Origin of the sequence: Streptomyces sp. NPDC096132 (assembly GCF_044763345.1) — a bacterium.
Taxonomy (GTDB): Bacteria; Actinomycetota; Actinomycetes; order Streptomycetales; family Streptomycetaceae; genus Streptomyces.
The window spans coordinates 87,302-107,260 of sequence record NZ_JBIWGA010000008.1 but is presented as its reverse complement, the minus strand read 5'-3'; the positions used below and the strand labels follow the sequence as shown (position 1 = coordinate 107,260).

The window sequence follows — 19,959 nt, the reverse complement described above, 5'->3', positions numbered from 1 at the left end:
CAACATCACGTCACACGGCTGAAACGGCGGTCTCCTATGACGCAGAGAAAACGCTTCCGCGACCGTGCGAGACGCGGGGCGGGCCAACTGGCCGCACTGACCGCCGTGTCGCTGCTCATGGGGCTCACGTCAGCGGTGACTCCCGCACAGGCCGCGGACGACGTCACCGACGGACTCGCCCTCTGGTACAAGCTCGACGGCGCCTCGGGCACCACCGTCACCGACGCCTCCGGCCACGGCCGGGACGGCACGCTGAACGGCACCGCCGGCTGGACGGGCAACGGCCAGGGCCTCGCCTTCAACGGTTCGGACACCTACATCAAGGTGCCGAACGACGTCATGAAGGACATGAACTCGATCAGCGTCTCCATGGACGTGCTGATGGACGAGTCGCAGGTGGGCCCGTACTTCATCTACGGCTTCGGCAACACCAGCAGCGGCGCGGGCAACGGCTACCTCTTCGCCACCGGCAACTCGCTGCGCACCGCCATCGCGTCCGGCAACTGGTCGACCGAGCAGAACACCCGGCCCTCCGACTCGCACAACCTGACCCGCTCGGTGTGGAAGCAGCTCACCTACACCCAGACCGGCAACACGGCCGTGCTGTACGAGGACGGCGTGGAGGTCGGCCGCAACACGGCGGTGACCATCACCCCGGGATCGATCGGCTCGGGCACGACCACCGCCAACTACATAGGCAAGTCGGTCTACACCAGCGACAAGCTCTTCAAGGGCAAGATCCGTGACTTCCGGGTCTACGACCGCGCGCTCGCCGGCTCCGAGGTCGAGCAGCTCTCGCTCCCCGTCGCCGAGGAAGGCGTCGCCGCCGACAAGGCGGCCCTCACGCTGGGCGACACCAGCGCGGTGACCGCCGATCTGACCCTGCCGAAGACCGGTACGGCCGGTGGCTCCTCCATCACCTGGGAGAGCGACAACACCGACGTGGTCTCGAACGCCGGCGCGGTGACCCGCCCCGCCGCCGGTGAGCCGGACGGCCACGCCACGCTGACGGCGACCCTGAAGAAGGGCACGGTGAGCGCCACCAAGACCTTCGAGGTCACGGTCCTGCCCGCCTTCGACGACACGACCGCCGTCCAGCAGGCCGCCGAGGCGCTGACCGTCCACAACATCGACGACGTCCGCGGCAACCTCACCCTCCCGGCCACCGGTACCTTCGGCACCGAGGTCGCCTGGTCCTCCGCGAACGCGGACGTGGTCTCCGCCGAGGGCGTGGTCCACCGTCCCGCGCACGGCGACGGCGCCACGACCGCCGAGCTGACCGCCACCGTCACCAAGGGCGACGCGAAGACCACCCGCGTCTTCACCGCGAAGGTGCCGGAGCTGCCCAAGAAGGAAGCCCTCAAGGGCTACATGTTCAGCTACTTCACCGGCGAGGGCACCTCGAACGGCGAGCAGCTCTACGCGGCCCTCAGCAAGGGCAACGACCCGCTGAAGTGGCGGGAGCTGAACGACGGCCAGCCCGTCCTGACCTCCACGCTCGGCGAGCAGGGCCTGCGCGACCCGTTCATCATCCGCTCCCCCGAGGGCGACAAGTTCTACCAGATCGCCACCGACCTCAGGATCTACGGCAACGGCGACTGGGACGCCTCGCAGCGCACCGGCAGCAAGTCGATCATGGTCTGGGAGTCCACCGACCTGGTGAACTGGACCAACCAGCGCCTGGTCAGGGTCTCCCCCGACGCGGCCGGCAACACCTGGGCCCCGGAGGCCTACTACGACGAGACGCTCGGCGAGTACGTCGTGTTCTGGGCGTCGAAGCTGTACGACAACGAGGCCCACTCCGGCGACACGTACAACCGCATGATGTACGCGACGACGCGTGACTTCTACACCTTCAGCGAGCCCAAGGTCTGGGTCGACCGCGGCTACTCGGTCATCGACTCCACGGTCATCCAGCACGACGGCGAGTACTACCGCCTCTCCAAGGACGAGCGGAACAACACCTCCTCCACGCCGAACAGCAAGTTCATCTTCGAGGAGAAGAGCGACACGCTCCGCAACCTCTCCTGGACCGCCGTCGCCGAGGGCATCGGCAAGGGCGCGATGAGCGCCGCCGAGGGTCCGCTGGTGTTCAAGTCGAACACCGAGGAGAAGTGGTACGCGTTCCTCGACGAGTTCGGCGGCCGCGGCTACATCCCCTTCGAGACGACCGACCTGGCCTCCGGCGTCTGGACCCCGTCCACCGGCTACGACCTCCCCTCCCGGCCCCGGCACGGCACCGTGCTCCCGGTCACCCAGGCCGAGTACGACCGACTGCTCCAGACCTACCAGCCGGACCAGATCATCACGGGCGTCGAGGACGTCAAGGTCGAGACGCGCATCGGTGACGCCCCGGTCCTGCCGGCCACCGTCATCGCCGAGTCCGCGGACGGCGTGAAGCGCCCCGTGGCCGTCACCTGGGAGGACGTGGCCGAGTCGCAGTACGCGCAGGCCGGCACCTTCACGGTGAAGGGCGACCTGGCGGGCGACTCCGCGATCGACGTCAACGCCGAGGTAACGGTCTCCGCCGAGGGCCCGGACGTCCCGGCCGACCTGCTCCTGCACTACGACTTCGACGAGACCGGCGGCAGCATCGCCCGTGACTCCAGCGGCCACGGCTACCACGGCACCTACGTCCGTACGCCCGACTTCGGGACCGGCGTCGACGGCGGCTCGTTCAAGATGTCCGGCGGCAACAGCAGCTCCAGCTCGCCGTACGTCAAGATCCCCAACGGGGTCCTGAAGGACACGACCAGCGTCACGGTCTCCACCTACGTCAAGTGGAAGGGCGGCGACAACTTCCAGTGGCTGTTCGGCCTCGGCCCCGACAGCAACAAGTACCTGTTCGCGACCCCGTCCAACGGCGGCGGCAAGCTGTTCTCCGCGATCACCAAGGCCACCTGGTCCGGTGAGAAGCAGATGATCGGCGGCTCCCAGCTCACCCAGGGCGAGTGGAAGCACCTCACCGTCACCCTGAACGGCGCGACCGAGACGGCGATCCTCTACGTGGACGGCGCCGAGGCCGCACGCGTCAGCGGCGTCACCATCAAGCCGTCGGAACTGTACGACTCGGCGAAGGACTACTCCGGCTACATCGGCAAGTCCCTGTACTCCCCGGACCCGTACTTCGGCGGCGAGGTCGACGACTTCCGGATCTACAACCGGGCCCTGACGCCCGCCGAGATCCTGGAACTCAGCGGCAACACCACCGGGATCGCCGCGGCGACCCACCCGGCGCTCAAGACCGACGCGATCATCACCGACAAGGACAGCAAGATCGTCCTGCCGCTCACCCCGGGCAGTGACGTCACCGCCCTGGCGCCGGAGTTCACCCTGGCCCACGGCGCGACCATCAGCCCCGCCTCCGGCACCCTGCACGACTTCACCCAGCCGGTGACGTACGAGGTCACGGGCTCGGACGGGAAGAAGCGCAGCTGGACCGTCTCGGCGGTGGTCATGAAGAGCCCGGTCCTGCCCGGCCTCAACGCGGACCCGAACGTCGTCCGCTTCGGTGACACCTTCTACATCTACCCGACCACCGACGGCTTCGAGGGCTGGAGCGGTACGCAGTTCAAGGCGTACTCCTCCAAGGACCTGGTCAACTGGACCGACCACGGCGTCATCCTGGACCTGGGTCCGGACGTCTCCTGGGCGGACAGCAGGGCCTGGGCGCCGGCCATGGAGGAGAAGAACGGCAAGTACTACTTCTACTTCTGCGCCGACGCGAACATCGGTGTCGCGGTCTCCGACTCGCCCACCGGCCCGTTCACGGACGCGCTCGGCAAGCCGCTGCTGAAGGCCGGCGACTACACGGGCCAGATGATCGACCCGGCGGTCTTCACCGACGACGACGGCACGTCGTACCTGTACTGGGGCAACGGCCGCGCCTACGTGGTCCCGCTCAACGACGACATGGTCTCCTTCGACGCCTCGAAGGTCACCAACATCACGCCGAGCAACTACAACGAGGGCACCTTCGTCATCAAGCGCAAGGGCACCTACTACTTCATGTGGTCGGAGAACGACACACGTGACGAGAACTACCAGGTCGCCTACGCCACCGGCCCCTCGCCCACCGGTCCCTGGACCAAGCAGGGCCTGATCCTGGAGAAGGACCTCTCGCTCGGCGTCAAGGGCCCCGGCCACCACTCCGTGGTCCATGTCCCGAACACCGACGACTGGTACATCGTCTACCACCGCTTCGCCATCCCCGGCGGTGACGGCATGCACCGCGAAACCACCATCGACAAGCTGGAGTTCGACGCCGACGGCCTGCTGAAGAAGGTCGTCCCCACCCTGGAGAGCATCGACCCGGTCACCATCGTGCACGCCGGCCCGGACGCCGAGGGCGTGGAGGGCGACGCGATCGCCCTGAACGGCTCCCTGTCGGGGGCGGGCGGCCCGAAGTGGACGGTCGAGAAGGACGCGCCCTGCACGGTCGCGGACCCGACGGCCGCCCGGACCACGGTCACCTGCACCGACAACGGCACGTTCACCCTCACGCTGACCGGCGGGCGCAGCACCGACACGGCGGTCGTCACCGTGTCGAACGCGGCCCCGGCCGTCACCTCCGCCACCGGCCCCTCGGGCCCGGTGCCGGCGGGCCGCCGTACGACGGTCACCGCCGCGTTCACCGACGCGGGCGCGGGCGACACCCACACCTGCACGGTCGACTGGAAGGACGGCGGCAAGCCGGCGGCCGGCACGGTCACCGCGTCCGGTTGCCGCGCGGAGCACACCTACACCTCGGCGGGCCTCCACCGTCCGGTGATCACCGTCACCGACGACGACGGCGCCTCGGACAGCAGGACGCTCCCCGAACTGGTCGTGTACGACCGGGCGGCGGGGCCGGTGGTGGGCGCGGGCACCCTCGCGGCTCCCGGCAAGGCGTTCTTCTCCCTCGCCGTCGGCTATCTGCCGGGCGCCACCGCTCCGGCCGGGCAGGTCACCTTCGACCTCGGGTCGGCCCTCAGGTTCCGCTCCACGGACGTCGACTGGCTCGTGGTCTCCGGCTCCACGGCCGTCCTCGAGGGCTCGGGCACGGTGAGCGGCAAGAAGGGCTACGGCTTCCGGGTCACGGCCACCGACAACCCCGACACCTTCGCGATCAGGATCTGGAAGAAGTCCGACGGGACGGTCGTCCTCGACACGGGGGCGGGGGTGAAGCCCGGCACCGTGACGATCGGCACGCACCGCCGCTAGGACCGGGTTAAGGTCATGGGCCCCCTGCGCTCGCAGGGGGCCCGTTCGTCGTCCTGGGGGGGACCTCGCACATGCCGACACCCGACGAGATCTGGAAGAGCGCCGACCTCGCCACCCGGCGGCTCGCCGGGCTGGCCCTCAACCCGGCCACACCACCGGACATCTTGCTGCGCCTGCTCCTGGACGGCCCGCTCGCGGTCCGGATGGTGCTGTGCCGGGACCGGGCGCTGCCCGAGGTCGTCGTCGACGCCGTGATCACCCATCCGGACCACCTCACCCGCCGCTTCTTCGCCGGCAGCGCCCATGCCGATCCCGCTTCGCGGGCGCGGCTGGTGGACGATCCCAACTGGATCGTGCGCGGCTGGCTGGCCGACGGGCCCCTGCCGACCGGCCCGCACCGGCCGAGGCCGCTGCCCGACGCGACCGTCGTCCGCATCCTCAGCACCTACGACAGCGACCAGCTGGGCGGAGGCATCTACCGGCAGTTCTCGAACGAACTGCGCCAGGCCATGCCCACGCACCCCGATCCCAAGGTCCGGGTCTGGGGCGTCGGCATGTGGACCTCGCTGTCCGCCGAGCGCCGCGCCGCGCTGCTGGCGGACCCGGACGACGAGGTGCGCAGGAGGGCGGAAGGTCATCGGCAGAACGAGGATCCGGCATGGGTGGAGAGCAATCTGCCGGACCGCCCGTGCCACGCGCGGACCTACACCCTGGTGAACCTGCCGCTGACCAGGTCCGTCGTGGACAGCGTGCTCACCGCTCCGGCGGGTCCCCAGGAGCGCTCGATGATCGCGGGCAACGCCTCACTGCCTTCCGACGTGGTGGTCCTGCTGGCCTCCGATCCGGACCCGGAGGTGCGGGAGGAGATCGCGCGCCGGGACGACCTCGGGCCGGACCAGTTGCGGGCCCTCGCCGTCGATCCCGAGCCGAAGGTGCGGCTCGCCGTGTCCGTCCACCCGGCGTGGAGCGAGGAGGAGCGGGCCGGGATCGACTACGCGGTTCCCATGGACTGCACGTTCGGCCCCCACTTCGAGCTCCTGTACCCCCGCGATCCCGAGGCCGTCCGGCGGGAGGCCCTGTCCGGGCATCCGCTGCTGCGCCGACACGCGGCGACGGAGCGATGGCTGCCGCCGGACCTGGTGGACCTGCTGAGCGCCGACGACGACCTGGGGGTACGGGTCCTGCTGGCCCAGAACCATCCCGGCGCACCGGCGGCGCTGCTGCTGCGCAGCTTCCTGGAGTACACCGGCCGGGAACGCGAGCACCTCCTCACCCGGCCGGCCTTCCCGACCGACGGGCTGGCCGGGTACGCCGACCACGCGGACCCGGCGGTCCGTGCCCTGGCCGCCCGGGATCCCGGGACGCCGTCGGAGGTCGTGGAGCGGCTGACCCGGGACCCGGATGCCGGGGTGCGGGCGGCGTTCGCCCGGCATCCGAACCTTCCCCCGGCCCGGCTGGCCGAGTTGCTCGACGACGAGGAGCTCGTGCGGGACGCCGCCGCCAATCCGGCACTGGGCGTGGACGCCATCCGGCGGCTGGTGGCGGCGCTGCCGGTCAGCTGACGGCCAGCAGGGCCTCGAGCGCCCGTGCGGTCCCCGGATACCGGGCGAGCAGCTCGGTGCCCGCCGGTTCAGCCGTCTCCCAGGTGCCCTCGAAGCCCAGCAGACCTGCCAGCGCGTCGCAGGTCGCTGGGTGGGCGGCGAGGAGTGCCACGCCCCCGTCGGTGCGGGCGGCCGGCAGCGCCAGGGGCGGTTCCTCCGGGAGCCGCCACGGCGGCACCCAGGTGTCCAGGTCCGTCAGGCGCGCCGGGAAGAGGCGGCCCGCCTCGCGGACGATCAGCGGGGCCAGTTCGCGGCCGTCGGCGCGCAGGGTGGTGATGAGGGTCGGCAGCCAGGGCAGCAGGATCCGGTCGGGCAGTCGGGCGAAGGCGTTCGACACCGCCTCGACGACGAAGTCGGCGAGGGTGGGCACCGGTTCGAGGGCGTGCACGAACCCGCTGAGGTAGCGGGGGTAGGCCGGGACCACCAGGGGGTTGGCGAGCAGGTCGTCGCAGCGCTCCCGCAGGACGGCCCGGGGCAGGGTGCCCAAGTGGGTTTGGGCCGCCCACAGCAGGGCGGTCCGTGCGGGCTCGGACGGGTGGGACTGGGCGAGGGCCAGTTCGAGCTGGGTGCGGTCGCAGCCGAGCGAGAGGGCCAGGCTCTCCATGCTGAACAGGAAGCCCAGCATCGCGGCGACCTGACGGACGGTCGCGTCGTCGTCGGTGAACGCGGTCGGCAGCTGGGTGCAGTAGTGCGCGTAGCCGGTCTTGACGAAGGACTCGATCCACGGCGGCAGCACGGGTTCGCTGGTGCGGTAGTACGCAAGCAGACGGCGGACGCGGCGCAGCACCTCGGGCGCGCCGTCGACGCTGCGTTCGGCCGCCAGGACCTCCAGGGCGTGGCTGCCCAGTTCGTCGGCGAGACGGCGGCTGCGCAGGTAGAGGATCGCGTCCTCGACGGTCTCCAGGACGGTGGCCGCGGTGGCCTGCGGGGCGTACGCGGTGCGGCGCAGCCGCTGCTCCAGGACCTGCTCGATGCTGACGCCCTCGTAGCCGAGTTCGATGAGCGCCCGCTGGTGGGTGCCCAGGGCGAGGTCCCAGGACTCCTGGATGGGGCGTTCGCCGAGGCTGCGGTCGCCCATGATGGGCCGGGCGGCGCCCTGGGGCAGCAGTCGGCGCAGCATCCACAGCACGTCGGAGCAGTGCGCCAGTTCGGGCCGGGAGGCGATGTCCAGCAGGGCCCGCTGGACGCCTCGCTGCTGGAGTTTCAGGTTCAGCGGGGCGAGCCGGTCGTGGACGTCGCGGGCCAGGGGCGGCAGCGCGTCGTAGCCGACCTGGCCGACGCGGTCGCCGCCCATCATGATCTCGACCAGTCTGCCCACGTCGCGCCGGCCCGGTACGGAGTCCTTCTCGATGCAGGTGACGGCCGCGTCCTGGAAGTCGTACGGCGTCGGTTTGGCGCGGTCGCGCATGCCGGCCAGCAGGATCGACGTCTCGAAGACGGCGATGGCGTCGGCGGTGGAGGCGAGATAGCCGTTGCGCCGGGCGGCGCGCACGATGTCCACCGACCAGCCGAGCAGTTCGGCCTCGTCGAGGGGGTCGAGGGCGGGCGGCCGCTGGAGGAAGCCGGTGAGCCGGTCGGCGGGCGGGGTCGGGGCGGCGGAAGTCGGCGCGGGCAGGGCCTTCTTCGGTCGGCTGCCCGCCTGGCCGGCCAGCCGGTACGGCCGTACCCGGGTGCGCTTGAGGTTCTTGGCCCATTCCGTCGCGGCGATGGAGACCGAGCCGGCGGCCAGGCCGAACTGCGCCTCGATCGCGGCGTGGCTGGACGGGATCAGGCCGTGCCGCCACTTGGTGCCGCTGGGCGGGCTGACGGTGAAGGTGTCACTGCCGTGCACGCCGAACTCGGCGACACGGCTGGCCGCGTGGAAGGCGCCGCAGACGTAGAGACAGTCGCCGGGGTCGGTGCCGGTGGCGGCGAGGTGCTCGCGCATCCGGGTCCACATGTACCGCTCGCGGTCCTCGTCGACCCGGACCTTGTGCGGGTCACCGGGGGCGAGGCGGCGGAAGAGGCTGCCGATGAGCAGCATCACCTGGCGGTAGGTGTCGTGGTCGCCGTCGCCGAGGGGGAGTTCCACGTACTGGTGCCACCACTCGGACCAGTGGCGGACCCGGCCGTGGCGCAGGAGGTGTTCCTCCAGTTCGGCGAAGCGGGGGCGCAGGTCGCCGATCTCCACGCCGACGGCGTCGCCGTGCAGGGCGCTCTCCTCGCCGGCCGCCGGTGCGTCGGGGTCCGAGGGGGTGGGTTCGTCCCGGGTCTCCCACTGGAAGACGTGGTCCGAGGAGCGGTCGACGAGGACCAGTTCGACGCCGGGGGTGTCCAGGGCGTAGGCGATGGCCTGGTACTCGGCGGACGCCTCCGTGATCGGGGCGACGACCGACAGGGGTGACCAGTCGGCGGGGAAGCCCTCGACCTCCGACGCGAACGCCTGGACGGCCACCGGGAGGCGGCAGTTGCGCAGTTCGGTGAGGAGGGGAGCCATGTCCTCGCACAGCTCCAGGTACACGACCTTCGGCTGCTTCTCGCGCAGCCGGCGGGCCATGGCGATCGCCGAGGCCGGTGAGTGGTGGCAGACGGGGAAGATCTCCAGCGGCTCGCGCACCGCGCGTTCGACGTCGTCGACGATGCCGCGCAGGATGCCTTCCAGTGCGCCGGGTCCGTCGGCGAAGGCCGTGGCGGCCTCATGGAGCTGTCCGCGCAGCGCCTCGAAGGTGCCGCCGCTCATGACAGGGTCGCGATCGCGTCGCGGCCGCCCTCGAGGAACTCCGGCCAGGAGCCGCCCTCCTCCTTGCTGCGCGGCTCGACGACGCCGTGCAGGTACTTGTTGAGGATGGCGAGGTCCTCGGGCTCGCGCCGGGCCAGGGAGCCGACGAGGGAGGAGGCGAGGGTGCGGGCGGTCAGGGCGCGCTCGCCGAAGAAGTTGCTGTGCAGGATGGCGTCCTCCAGGACGCCGATCTGTTCGGCGGTCGACAGGGCGGACTCCAGTTTCTCGTCGTCGCTGCCGGCGGCGGCCGCGGAGGCGCGCAGGTCGGCGAAGCTCTGCAGCAGGACGTCCAGCAGGGTGGGCGGCACGTCCAGTTCGATCTGGTGGCGGCGCAGGAGTTCCTCGGTGCGGAAGCGGACGATCTCCGCCTCGCTCTTCTTGTTCGTCACCACCGGAATGCGGACGAAGTTGAAGCGGCGCTTGAGCGCGGAGGACAGGTCGTTGACGCCCCGGTCGCGGCTGTTGGCGGTGGCGATGACCGAGAAGCCGGGCTTGGCGAAGACGATGTTGTCGCCGCCGGCGCCGTCCAGTTCGGGGACGGAGATGTACTTCTCCGACAGGATCGAGATCAGCGCGTCCTGGACGTCGCTGGTGGAACGGGTGAGTTCCTCGAAACGGCCGATGGTGCCGGTCTCCATCGCGGTCATGATCGGCGAGGGGATCATCGACTCCCGCGACTGGCCCTTGGCGATCACCATGGACACATTCCACGAGTACTTGATGTGGTCCTCGGTGGTGCCCGCCGTGCCCTGCACGACCTGGGTGGAGTTGCGGCAGATCGCGGCGGCCAGCAGTTCGGCGAGCCAGCTCTTTCCGGTGCCGGGGTCGCCGATGAGCAGCAGACCGCGGTCGGAGGCGAGGGTGACGATGGAACGCTCCACGAAGCTGCGGTCGCCGAACCACTTCTGGTCGATCTCCCGGTCCAGGCCGTCGGCGCGCTCGGAGCCGAGGACGAACAGGCGGACCATCTTCGGGGAAAGGCGCCAGGAGAACGGCTTGGGGTTGTCGTCGATCGACTCCAGCCAGTCCAGTTCCTCGGCGTACTTGATCTCGGCGGGGGCGCGCAACAGGTCGGTCATCACAGTGCCTTTCTCAGAATGGGGGGTATCAGGCGAGGAACGTCTTGAGCTCGTGGACGAGCTTGCGGATGTGGCCGGAGATCACCGGTGTGCCCTGGTCCTTGAAGCGCTCCCGGAACCACGGGTTGACGCTGCCGCGCCCGGAGCTGGTGACCGAGCCGACGGGGATGAACTTGACCCCGGAGCGGTGGAGGGCGGCCATGCTGTCGAACAGGGACTGGTGGTGCCACTCGTAGAAGTCGGAGATCCACACCACGACGGTGTTGCGCGGCTCGGCGATCTTCGGCTGGGCCAGGGCCATGGCGACCGTGCCGTCCGTGCCGCCGCCGAGCTGGGTGCGCAGCAGCGTCTCGAAGGGGTCGTGCACCCACGGGGTGAGGTCGAGCGCCCGGGTGTCGTACGCGACGAGGTGGACGTCCACCTTCGGCAGCCCGGCGAAGATCGACGCCAGGATGGTGCAGTTGACCATGGAGTCGACCATCGAGCCCGACTGGTCGACGACGACGATCAGCCGCTGCGGGGTCGTCTTGCGGGCGGTGTGCCGGTAGTAGAGGCGGTCGACGTAGAGCCGTTCCTCTTCGGGGCTGTAGTTGGTGAGGTTCTTCCAGATGGTGCGGTCGAGGTCGAGGTTGCGGAAGACGCGCTTGGGCGGGATCGAGCGGTCGATCTCGCCGACGGTGGCCTTCTCGACCTGGGTGCGCAGGACTTGGGCGACCTCGTCGACGAAGCGGCGGATCAGGGACTTCGCGTTGGCCAGGGCCACGCCCGAGAGATTGTTCTTGTCGCGCAGCAACTGCTCGATGAGCGACATGCTCGGGGTGAGCCGGGAGGCCAGCTGCGGGTCGGCGAGCACCTCGCGCAGGCGCATGCGCTGGACGAGGTCGGCCTCCAGGGAGCCGAGTTCGGGTCCGATCGCCGGGATCAGCCGGCTGAGGTCGGGGCTGGTGCCGTTGCCGCCGGTGCCGGTCGGGCTGACGCCGGGGCCGCCGGCGCCGGGGCCGCCCGCGCCGCGCCCTCCGCGCAGGTCGCCGGGCGAGCAGCCGAGGGCGCGCTCCAGCCAGCCGGCGTCGGACTGCCACCGGGACAACTGACCGGCGCTGACGGCTCCGCTGCCGGTGGCGAAGACGTTGAGCAGCACCTTGGACACCAGGGCCGCGCGGCGCACCTCCGCGGCCCGGTCGCGGGCCTCGGTGTCGCCGGAGTCGTCCTCCGCGGTGTCGGGCACCATCAGCCCGTCGAACTCCCCCGCCAGCTCCGGATGGCGCTGCACGATCGAGTCGACGGAGGCCTGCGGGTCCAGCAGGGCGGGCGGCAGGCCGATGTCCTCGACGACGGCGAGGCTCGCCGATTCCAGGGCGGCCTGCTCCTCGGGGTCGAAGAGGCGGGCGAGGAGCCGCCAGTACAGGACCTGCCGGCGGTTGTCGTGCGGAGTCGGTGCGGGCGTCGGGTCGTTCATTTGCGCAGCAGCCTTCCCGCTCGCTCCCGCAGGACGGTGACGGCGTCGGTGGCGGCCTTCTCGGCCCTGACGCCCGTCTTGTCGGTGGTGCCGCCGGCCCAGGCACCCGCGTGGAGGGCGACGGTCTTCCTGCGGACGGTGGTCTCGACGGCGAGCGGCTGGAGGCGGAACGCGCCGTCGTCCCAGCGGAGCAGGCCGATGCAGGCACCGGAGGCCTCGACGGCCTCGGGGGTGAGGGGGCCGGCTACCGGGATGCGGTCGGTGTCGACGGCGAGGTCGTCCCCGGCGGCGGTGAGGACGAGGGTGTCGCCGTCCCGCCGGGTGGTGTAGCCCTCCAGGAACACCGGTTCGGCGAGGCGCGCGGGGTGGCGGTCCAGAGGTGCCGTCGGCGCCGCTGCGGCGGTGGGGAGGGCGACGCGGGCGGTGGCGAAGGGGTCGGCCGGGTCGCCCGGGCGGGCCAGGGACTCGTCCCAGACGAGGTCGCCCTCGGCGGTGAGGGGCATGGCGTCCAGGTGCATCGCCCGGCCTTCGCCGAAGGCCGCGAGCAGCGACAGATGGGGCCGCAGCAGCTGCCAGACGCCGGCCGCGACGACGGTGTCCGGCTTGGGCACCGAGACGCTCGCGCGGACCAGCCGGGGCGGGGTGCCGTCGTCGGGTTCGAACACGGCGTGGACCTGGGCCTGGGCGGCGGTCGCGTGTTCGTGCAGGTCGACGCCGAGCGGCAGCAGCCGGCCGGTGGCGGTGCCGGCGGCGCCCGGGTCGGCGGCTCCGGACTGCGTGAGCAGCAGGGCGTGCGCCCACAGGTCGCCCCAGCGGCGGGCCGGGAACCGCTCCAGGGCGGATCCGGGGCAGGAGGCGGCGAGTTCGGCGGCGAATCCGTCGAGCAGGGTGGCCAGGCGGCGCAGTTCGGGCCGGGGCAGCATCGCGGAGACGATCTGGGCGGCGCCGCCGACGAGGTCGTGGTCGATGCCCTGCCAGCCGGCGCGGGCGAGGTCCGCGAGCCAGGTGCGGGCGGCGGCGAGCAGGTTGGCCTGCTGCCGGTCCCCCATGTCCTGCGAGGTGTCGGCGGTGCGGGTGCGGCCGGTGGAGTCGTCGGCGCGGGCCGTGAGCGCGTCGTGGACGGCGCCGAGGAGGGCGGTGCGGGCGGCGGCCAGGGCGAGGAAGTGGTCCTCGCTCGCGGTTCCCGCCGCGGCCTTCTCGGCGGCCTCGGCGACCCGGGCGGCCGGCGGGCTGCCGGCGACGGCGCGGGCGAGGTCCGCCAGGTCACCGGCCCGGTCGGCCCGGGGGCGCAGCAGGCCCGCGACGAGACAGCGGTCGAAGGCGTCGACCGCGGCCAGGGCCTCGTCCAGTCCTTCCACGGGTGCGGTGAGCGCGCGGGTGTGCTCCCCGGCGCCGGTGTTCTCCCCCGCGCCGGAGGTGAGCGCGCCGGGCGTCTCGCCGCGGGTCGGCGGGAACCACTGCATTTCCGGCAACGGGGCGGTGACCGGGGCCTGTTCGAGATAGGCGAGGTGGCGCAGGAACCGGCTGAAGACGGGCGCGGCGGCCGCCTTGCCTTCCGCCTGCGGCGGGCGGGCTGCGGTCATCGCGGCGGTGAGGGCGGCGGCGTCGGGCTCGCCGCCCGCCGGCTCGACGCGCAGGTAGCGGGCGACGCGCTCGGCGCCGTACTGCAGGACCGCCTCGGTGACCAGGGCGCGGATGTGGTTGCAGAACGAGCCGCGCGCGCCGCCGCAGGGCCGGTTGTTGTTGGTGCTGCACGCGAAGGCGTGGGTGCCGGACGCGATCGACGAGACGTACACCCGCTCGATGTCCGAGCCGCTGGAGACGACCCCTTGGAGGCGTCCCTCGGCCAGTTCGACGAAGGGGACCTTGGCGAGCTTGCGCGGTCGGGCGGGCGGCACCACCCGGGCCGTACTCGCCCTTTCCCAGTTCTCCCGGTCCGACACTCACCATCTCCTTTGCGGCACACGGCTGCACACGCCGAATCGGCGCAGCACAAGGGGGGTTGTCGCACCGGATCGGGGCGACACAAAAGAACGTACAGGCGGCCACTGACAACGCCTCTGACCTGCGACGACAGTTCCCTCCGCACGCGCGGGTCCCCGCTCTCTCCTAGAATTCCGGTGATCGTGCCGGGACGAGGGCAGGGCATTGCGCGCGGAAAGGGCGGAGTTGAGCGGGGAGCGGGCGGCGTTCGGGGCGCTGCTGCGGGAGTTGCGGCTGGCCGCGTCGCAGACCATCGAGGGTCTGGCGGAGGCGTCGGGCGTGAGTGTGCGGGGCATCGGGGACCTGGAGCGGGGGCGGCGGGCGGCTCCGCAGCGGCGTACGGTCGCGGCGCTCGCGGACGGTCTGGGGCTGGACGAGACACTGCGGGAGCGGCTGCTCGCGGCCGCCCGGGCGGGGCGCGCTCCGGGGTACAGCCCGGTGGGCGTCACGGCGTTTCCACGGGGCATCGACGACTTCGTGGGCCGGGAGCCGCAGTTGACGCGGCTGGCGGCCCTCGCCGAGCGGCGGGACGCCGTCCAGCCGGTGGTGGTGGCGGTGTCCGGGCCGCCGGGCGCGGGCAAGACGACGCTCGCGCTGCACGCCGCACGCGGCCTCGCCGACCGGTTTCCCGACGGGCAGCTGGTCCTCGACCTGTGCGGTACGGACGACGAGCCGCCCGGCCCGGCGGAGCTCGTGCTCCGGCTGCTCAAGGCCCTCCAGGTGGCCGACCGGGACCTCGCCCAGGCCGGGCCGGAGGGCCATCCCGCCCTGTACCGGCGGGTGCTGGCCGAGCGGCGCTGTCTGCTGGTGCTCGACGACGCGCGCGACGAGGCCCAGGTGCGGCCCCTGCTGCCGGCGGCGGGCGCGGGCATGGTGGTCGTGACGAGCCGGCGCATGCTGACCGGGCTGGAGAGCGTGCACCGGCTGCCGCTCGGGGAACTGAGCCCGGCGGAGGCCGCCGAGTTCCTCACCGCCCTGGTCGGCGCCGAGCGCGCCGCGGCCGATCCGGACTCCGTCGCCGAGGTCGCCGAGCGGTGCGGGCATCTGCCGCTCGCCCTGCGGGTGGCGGGCAACTGGCTGGCCACCCGCACCGGTTGGACCGTGCGCCGGCTGGCCGACCGGCTCGCCGCCGAGGACCGGCGCCTGGACGCGCTGGCCGCCGGGGATGTCCGCGTGGCGGCCGCCTTCGACCTGTCGTACCGTCAGCTCACCCCCGCCGCCGCCCGGTTGTTCCGGCGGCTCGCGCTGGTGCCGGGACCGGACACCGGGGCCGCCGGAGCCGCCCGGCTGACCGGGCAGCCCCTGTTCGACGCCGAGGACACCCTGGAGGAGCTGGTGGAGACCGGCTTGCTGGGGGCGTACGGCGAGCGCTACCGGATGCACGACCTGCTGCGGCTGTACGCCCGTACCCGGCTGGAGGCGGAGGAGAGCGCGCGGGACGCCGAGGAGGCCCGCACGGCGCTGTACGGCTGGCTGCTGGAGACCACGGTCGTGGCCGGGCGCTGGTTCGAGCCGGACCACGGTGCGCCGACGGCCGGCTGGGCGGGGACGGTCGACCTGTCGAGCGCGGACCGCGCCCGGGCGTGGCTGCAGGCCGAGGGCGCGAACTGGCTGGCCGCCCTGCGCGCGGCGGCGGCCGCCGGTGAGCACGCGATGGTGGTGGAGGTGGCGGAGGCGCTGCACTGGTTCTCGGACCAGTGGATCTTCTGGGGGCACTGGCCCGAGGTCTTCGGTACGGCCGCCCGCTGCGCGCGGGCGCTGGACGATCCGGTCGGAGAGGCGACGCACCTCAACTACCACGCGTGGGCCCTGCTGACCTGCGAGGGACGCCCCCACGAAAGCCTCGAGCGCTCCGCCGAGGCACTGGCGGCCGCCCGGCGCGCGGGCGACACCCGGCAGGAGGCCTGGTCCCACATCTACCGCGCCCTGGCTCTGCGCCGGCTCGGCGACCATGTGCCGGCCGCCGAGCACATGGACCGTGCGGCTTCGCTGTTCGAGGCCGCCGGCGATCTGCACGGCAGCCTTCAGGCCCGGCACGGCCGGGGGCTCGTCCTGATGGACTCGGGGCGGCCCGAGGAGGCCCTTGTCGTGTACGGGCGCACGCTGGAGTTCCTGGAGCGGGTCCACGACCGGCTGGAGCGGCACATCGCCGACTTCGGGCGGGGCGGGCTGCACTCGGGCATGGGTTCCTGCTACGCGCTGATGGAACGCTGGACGGACGCGGTCGAGCACCAGAGCGCCGCCGTGGCGATCTGGCGGACGAGCGGCAACACGGCCATGGAGAGCCGCCAGCTCATCCGTCTGGGCAGGGCCCTGCTCTCCGCCGGACGGTCCGCCGAGGCACGGGAGGCCTTCGCTCGCTGTGTCTCCCTCGGCCCGGACGCCGACCCGCAGCGTGTCGCGGAGGCCCGAAACGCCCTCGCCCGCCGGGACGCCGACTAGCGGCCGTCCGGCGGGCGAGGTTCCCCGCGCCGTACGGCCCATCGTCGTGGCTGCGGTTCAGCCGTGTCTTGTCCCGCAGCGCACGGAGTTGTTCCCTCGGCGCACAGCGGGCGGCGCCCGCGATTCTGCCTCCTTCCTGCCTGGAGACCGCCACCACCCGCTGCTTGGCTGAGGGCGGCGGGGAGACCGGGCCGCCGCCGTTCCGCGTTCTCCTGTGCCTCGTACGGCAGGAGAGGAGAACCGGGTGAGCCTGGTGTGGACGACGGATGCGGTTCCCGAGGGGGAGAGACTCGCGTACTGGCGGGACGCGGTGGGCAGGGCGCTGGTGCCGATGACCGTCACCGCCCGCGAGGACGGCCCGTTCTCGGGCCGGGTCACCACCGGGCGCCTGGGGTACCTGCGGATCTCCACCGTCGAGGCCGACCCGCAGCGCGTGAGCCGCACGCCCGCGCAGATCGCCCGCGCGGACTCCGATCACGTGGCCGTCGGCGTCCAGACGTCCGGCACGGCCACGCTCCTCCAGGACGGCCGGCGCTCCTTCGTCGGGGAGGGCGACCTCGTCGTCTACGACACGGCACGCCCGTACGTCCTGCAGTATCCGCGGCCCTTCTCGACACGGGTCGTGCACATCCCCCGGCGGGCGGTGGGCCTGCCCGAGGAGGAACTGCGGCGGGTGACCGGCACCGCCATCGCCGGCACGGAGGGTTCCGGCGCGCTGCTGGCGTCCTTCCTGACCACGCTCGCCATGTCGGTCCCGACGTGTTCCCCGGCGGTCGCGACCAGGCTGGCCGCCAGTGTCGTCGACCTGTTCGCCACACTCGTGGACGAGCGGACGCCGGCCGACACGCTCTCCCCCGCCGCCCCGCGGCACCACCTCGTGCCCCGCATCCGGGACCACATCGACCGGCACCTCGCGGATCCCGGGCTGTCCCCGCTGAGCATCGCCGCGGCGCACCACATCTCCGTGCGGTATCTGCACCGGCTGTTCGAGGACGAGGGGGTCACCGTGGCGCGGCTGATCCAGCGGCGGCGGCTGGAGCGGTGCGCCCGGGACCTGACCCGTCGTGACACGGCGGCTCCCACGGTGTCGGCCGTGGCCCAGCGGTGGGGTTTCGCCAATCCCGCCCACTTCAGCCGGGTGTTCCGCGCGGCCTACGGACGTTCCCCGCGGGAGTGGGTGCGTTCCGGCTCGTTCATCTAAGGTTGCGGGTCCGAGGGCATCTCGGCGGCAGGTCGGTCGGTATACGGTCCGAAGCGCGCTTTCCCTGATCAGGAATGGCTTACGTCAACGGAGATTCGAGCCGAACAGAACAGGTGCCATGCCGACCGCCGTATCCGATGCCTCGCCCCGCTTCCCCCAGTCCGCGGCCCCGTCCCGCCATGCGTCGGCCACCGTCGTGCTGGCCTGCCTCGGGGTCTTCGTCTCCTATCTGCCGGTCGTCGGCGTGTCGGTCGCGCTGCCGGTGATGCAGCAGGCCCTCGGTGCCTCCACCGCCGGGCTCCAGTGGATCACCGACGCCTTCATCCTGCCGACCGCCGCCCTACTGTTGACCTGCGGGATGCTCGGTGATCTGTACGGCCGCAAGAAGGCGTACCTCGCCGGTCTGGCCCTGTTCTGCCTCGGCTGTCTGGTGTGTCTGACCGCCGACGGTGTCGTCCAGGTGTGTGTGGGTCAGGCGTTCGCCGGCCTTGGCACGGCCGCGCTGCTGCCCTCCACGCTCGCCCTGATCAGCGAGGTCTGCCCCGATCCCGGCCGACGGGCCCGGGCGATCGCCCTGTGGACGGCGTCGCTGGGACTCGGCCTGACCCTCGGGCCCTTGTTCAACGGGCTGATCGTGGAGCGGGCGAGCTGGCGGTGGATCTTCCTCCCGGCGCTGGTCGTGGGTGCCGTCGCCGTCGCCGCCGGCGCCGCGGTCCTGACGGAGTCCCGGTCCACCCGGGAGCGGCAGCTCGACATCCCCGGACAACTGCTCGCGATCGTCGGCATCACGGGGCTCGTCTACGGCGTGATCGAGGGCGGCAGCGAGGGCTGGTCCTCGGCCGAAGCGGTGACGGCGTTCCTGGTGACGGCGGCCGCGCTGCCGGCGTTCGTGCTGGTGGAGCTGCGTTCCCCGTGCCCGATGCTCGACCTGCGGCTGTTCCGCTCCCGCGCGTTCTCCGGGGCGGCCCTCGTCATGGCGGTGACGTTGTTCGCCCAGGTCGGTCTGGTCTTCGCGCTCAGCGAGTACTTCGGGCTCGTCCACCACGCCTCGACGTGGGACATCGGGCTGAGGCTCGTGGCGCTGAACGGGTTCACCGTCGTCCTGGGCCCGCTGGTGGGCCGGCTGATGAACCGGAACTCGCCCCGGCTGCTGCTGGTGACCGGTCTGGTCGTCGGGGGCGTCGGCGCCCTGTGCGTGACCTTCTTCCGGGCCGACACGGGCACGGGTGCAGCCGCACTCGTCATCGCGGTGCTCGGGATCGGCATCGCGCTGGCCATGGCCCCGATCACCACGATCGCCATGGACAGCCTGCCGCACCGCCTGGCGGGCACGGCCGGGGCGGCGAACAGCGCCCTGCGGCAGATAGGCAGCGCGCTGGGCCCGGCGGTCTTCGGTGTCGTCCTCACCCAGCGCACCCTGGACAGCCTGCCCGCTCATCTCGCCGGATCCGGTCTGAGCCCCGCCGACCAGGGCGAGGTCCTGGGCGTGGTGTCCCACGTCGGCATCCAGGCCGGCGCGTTCCTCCGGCTGGACTCCCCGGAGACGACCGGGCAGGCCCAGGCGGCCTACGGGGCGGGCTTCACCGACGCGCTGCACACCTGCGCGGTCGTCGGAGGCGTAGGGATGCTGGCGGCCGCGGCGGTGGCGTACGCGCTGACCGGGGTGCGCGGCCGGGCCGCTACGGAAGGGCACGCGGCCGTCTGACCGGCGTGCACGGCGGAAGGACACACGGCCGTCCGACCGCGTGCCCGGCCCGGCCGGTGCGGAAGACCACGCGGTCACCTGAATCGCCTTGCGCGGCCGGACCGATACGGCAGAACCTCACCGCCGTGCGACCGCCATGCGCGGCCGGACCGATACGGCCGGGGACGCGGCCGTCCGACCGTGTGCCCGCCCCAGTCGGCGCGGAAGACCACGCCGCCCTCCGACCACCATGCGCGGCCGGACCAATACCGCAGACCCTCACCGCCGTCCGACCGCCATGCGCGGCCGGACCGATACGGCCGGGGACGCGGCCGTCCGACCGTGTGCCCGCCCCAGTCGGCGCGGAAGACCACGCCGCCCTCCGACCACCATGCGCGGCCGGACCAATACCGCAGACCCTCACCGCCGTCCGACCGCCATGCGCGGCCGGACCGATACGGCCGGGGACGCGGCCGTCCGACCGTGTGCCCGGCCCAGTCGGCGCGGAAGACCACGCCGCCCTCCGACCACCATGCGCGGCCGGGCCGGTACC

The 19,959-nt window shown here is 72.3% G+C and carries 9 protein-coding genes; 5 read left to right on the top strand and 4 right to left on the bottom strand.

Annotated elements, in window-relative coordinates:
* Positions 1–36 precede the first annotated feature (36 nt).
* A complete protein-coding gene (locus tag ACIRF9_RS20470) occupies positions 37–5,202 on the top strand; it encodes a family 43 glycosylhydrolase (protein ID WP_403823861.1) in 5,166 nt (1,721 codons plus the stop codon).
* A gap of 71 nt (positions 5,203–5,273) precedes the next feature.
* Positions 5,274–6,764, top strand: a complete 1,491-nt coding sequence (locus ACIRF9_RS20465) for a hypothetical protein (RefSeq protein WP_403823858.1) — start codon at positions 5,274–5,276, stop codon at positions 6,762–6,764.
* On the opposite strand, the gene ACIRF9_RS20460 is transcribed toward ACIRF9_RS20465, so the two are convergent.
* From ACIRF9_RS20460 to ACIRF9_RS20445, 4 genes are read right to left on the bottom strand one after another with little or no spacing between them, the layout of a single operon-like run.
* Positions 6,757–9,522 carry a hypothetical protein gene (locus ACIRF9_RS20460; RefSeq protein WP_403823855.1) on the bottom strand — a complete coding sequence of 922 codons (2,766 nt, stop codon included), beginning with the start codon at positions 9,520–9,522 and terminating at the stop codon, positions 6,757–6,759. The genes ACIRF9_RS20465 and ACIRF9_RS20460 overlap by 8 nt on opposite strands.
* The gene (locus ACIRF9_RS20455) at positions 9,519–10,640 is read right to left on the bottom strand and encodes an AAA family ATPase (protein WP_403823852.1); all 1,122 of its coding nucleotides are present in this window, start codon (positions 10,638–10,640) and stop codon (positions 9,519–9,521) included. Before ACIRF9_RS20455 ends, ACIRF9_RS20460 begins: the two co-directional genes overlap by 4 nt.
* 28 nt (positions 10,641–10,668) lie before the next feature.
* Complete coding sequence (locus tag ACIRF9_RS20450) at positions 10,669–12,096, bottom strand: VWA domain-containing protein (protein ID WP_403823848.1); 1,428 nt, start codon at positions 12,094–12,096, stop codon at positions 10,669–10,671.
* Complete coding sequence (locus ACIRF9_RS20445; protein ID WP_403824607.1) at positions 12,093–13,454, bottom strand: hypothetical protein; 1,362 nt, start codon at positions 13,452–13,454, stop codon at positions 12,093–12,095. Before ACIRF9_RS20445 ends, ACIRF9_RS20450 begins: the two co-directional genes overlap by 4 nt.
* A 790-nt stretch (positions 13,455–14,244) precedes the next feature.
* Here ACIRF9_RS20445 and ACIRF9_RS20440 point away from each other — a divergent pair.
* From ACIRF9_RS20440 to ACIRF9_RS20430, 3 genes are all read left to right on the top strand, one after another.
* On the top strand, positions 14,245–16,521 hold the full coding sequence (locus tag ACIRF9_RS20440; protein ID WP_403823845.1) for an ATP-binding protein: 2,277 nt from the start codon (positions 14,245–14,247) through the stop codon (positions 16,519–16,521).
* A 244-nt stretch (positions 16,522–16,765) separates the two neighbouring features.
* Positions 16,766–17,722 (top strand): helix-turn-helix domain-containing protein, encoded by a 957-nt coding sequence (locus ACIRF9_RS20435; protein ID WP_403823842.1) that lies wholly within the window; start codon positions 16,766–16,768, stop codon positions 17,720–17,722.
* A gap of 118 nt (positions 17,723–17,840) precedes the next feature.
* Positions 17,841–19,427, top strand: coding sequence for a DHA2 family efflux MFS transporter permease subunit (locus ACIRF9_RS20430; protein WP_403823839.1), 1,587 nt, complete (start codon positions 17,841–17,843; stop codon positions 19,425–19,427).
* Positions 19,428–19,959: the final 532 nt, after the last annotated feature.

Excerpts from the sequence above, each read along its gene's own strand:
- ACIRF9_RS20470 (WP_403823861.1), top strand. The coding sequence starts at position 37 with ATGACGCAGAGAAAACGCTTCCGCGACCGTGCGAGACGCGGGGCGGGC.
- ACIRF9_RS20465 (WP_403823858.1), top strand. The coding sequence starts at position 5,274 with ATGCCGACACCCGACGAGATCTGGAAGAGCGCCGACCTCGCCACCCGG.
- ACIRF9_RS20460 (WP_403823855.1), bottom strand. The coding sequence starts at position 9,522 with ATGAGCGGCGGCACCTTCGAGGCGCTGCGCGGACAGCTCCATGAGGCC.
- ACIRF9_RS20455 (WP_403823852.1), bottom strand. The coding sequence starts at position 10,640 with ATGACCGACCTGTTGCGCGCCCCCGCCGAGATCAAGTACGCCGAGGAA.
- ACIRF9_RS20450 (WP_403823848.1), bottom strand. The coding sequence starts at position 12,096 with ATGAACGACCCGACGCCCGCACCGACTCCGCACGACAACCGCCGGCAG.
- ACIRF9_RS20430 (WP_403823839.1), top strand. The coding sequence starts at position 17,841 with ATGCCGACCGCCGTATCCGATGCCTCGCCCCGCTTCCCCCAGTCCGCG.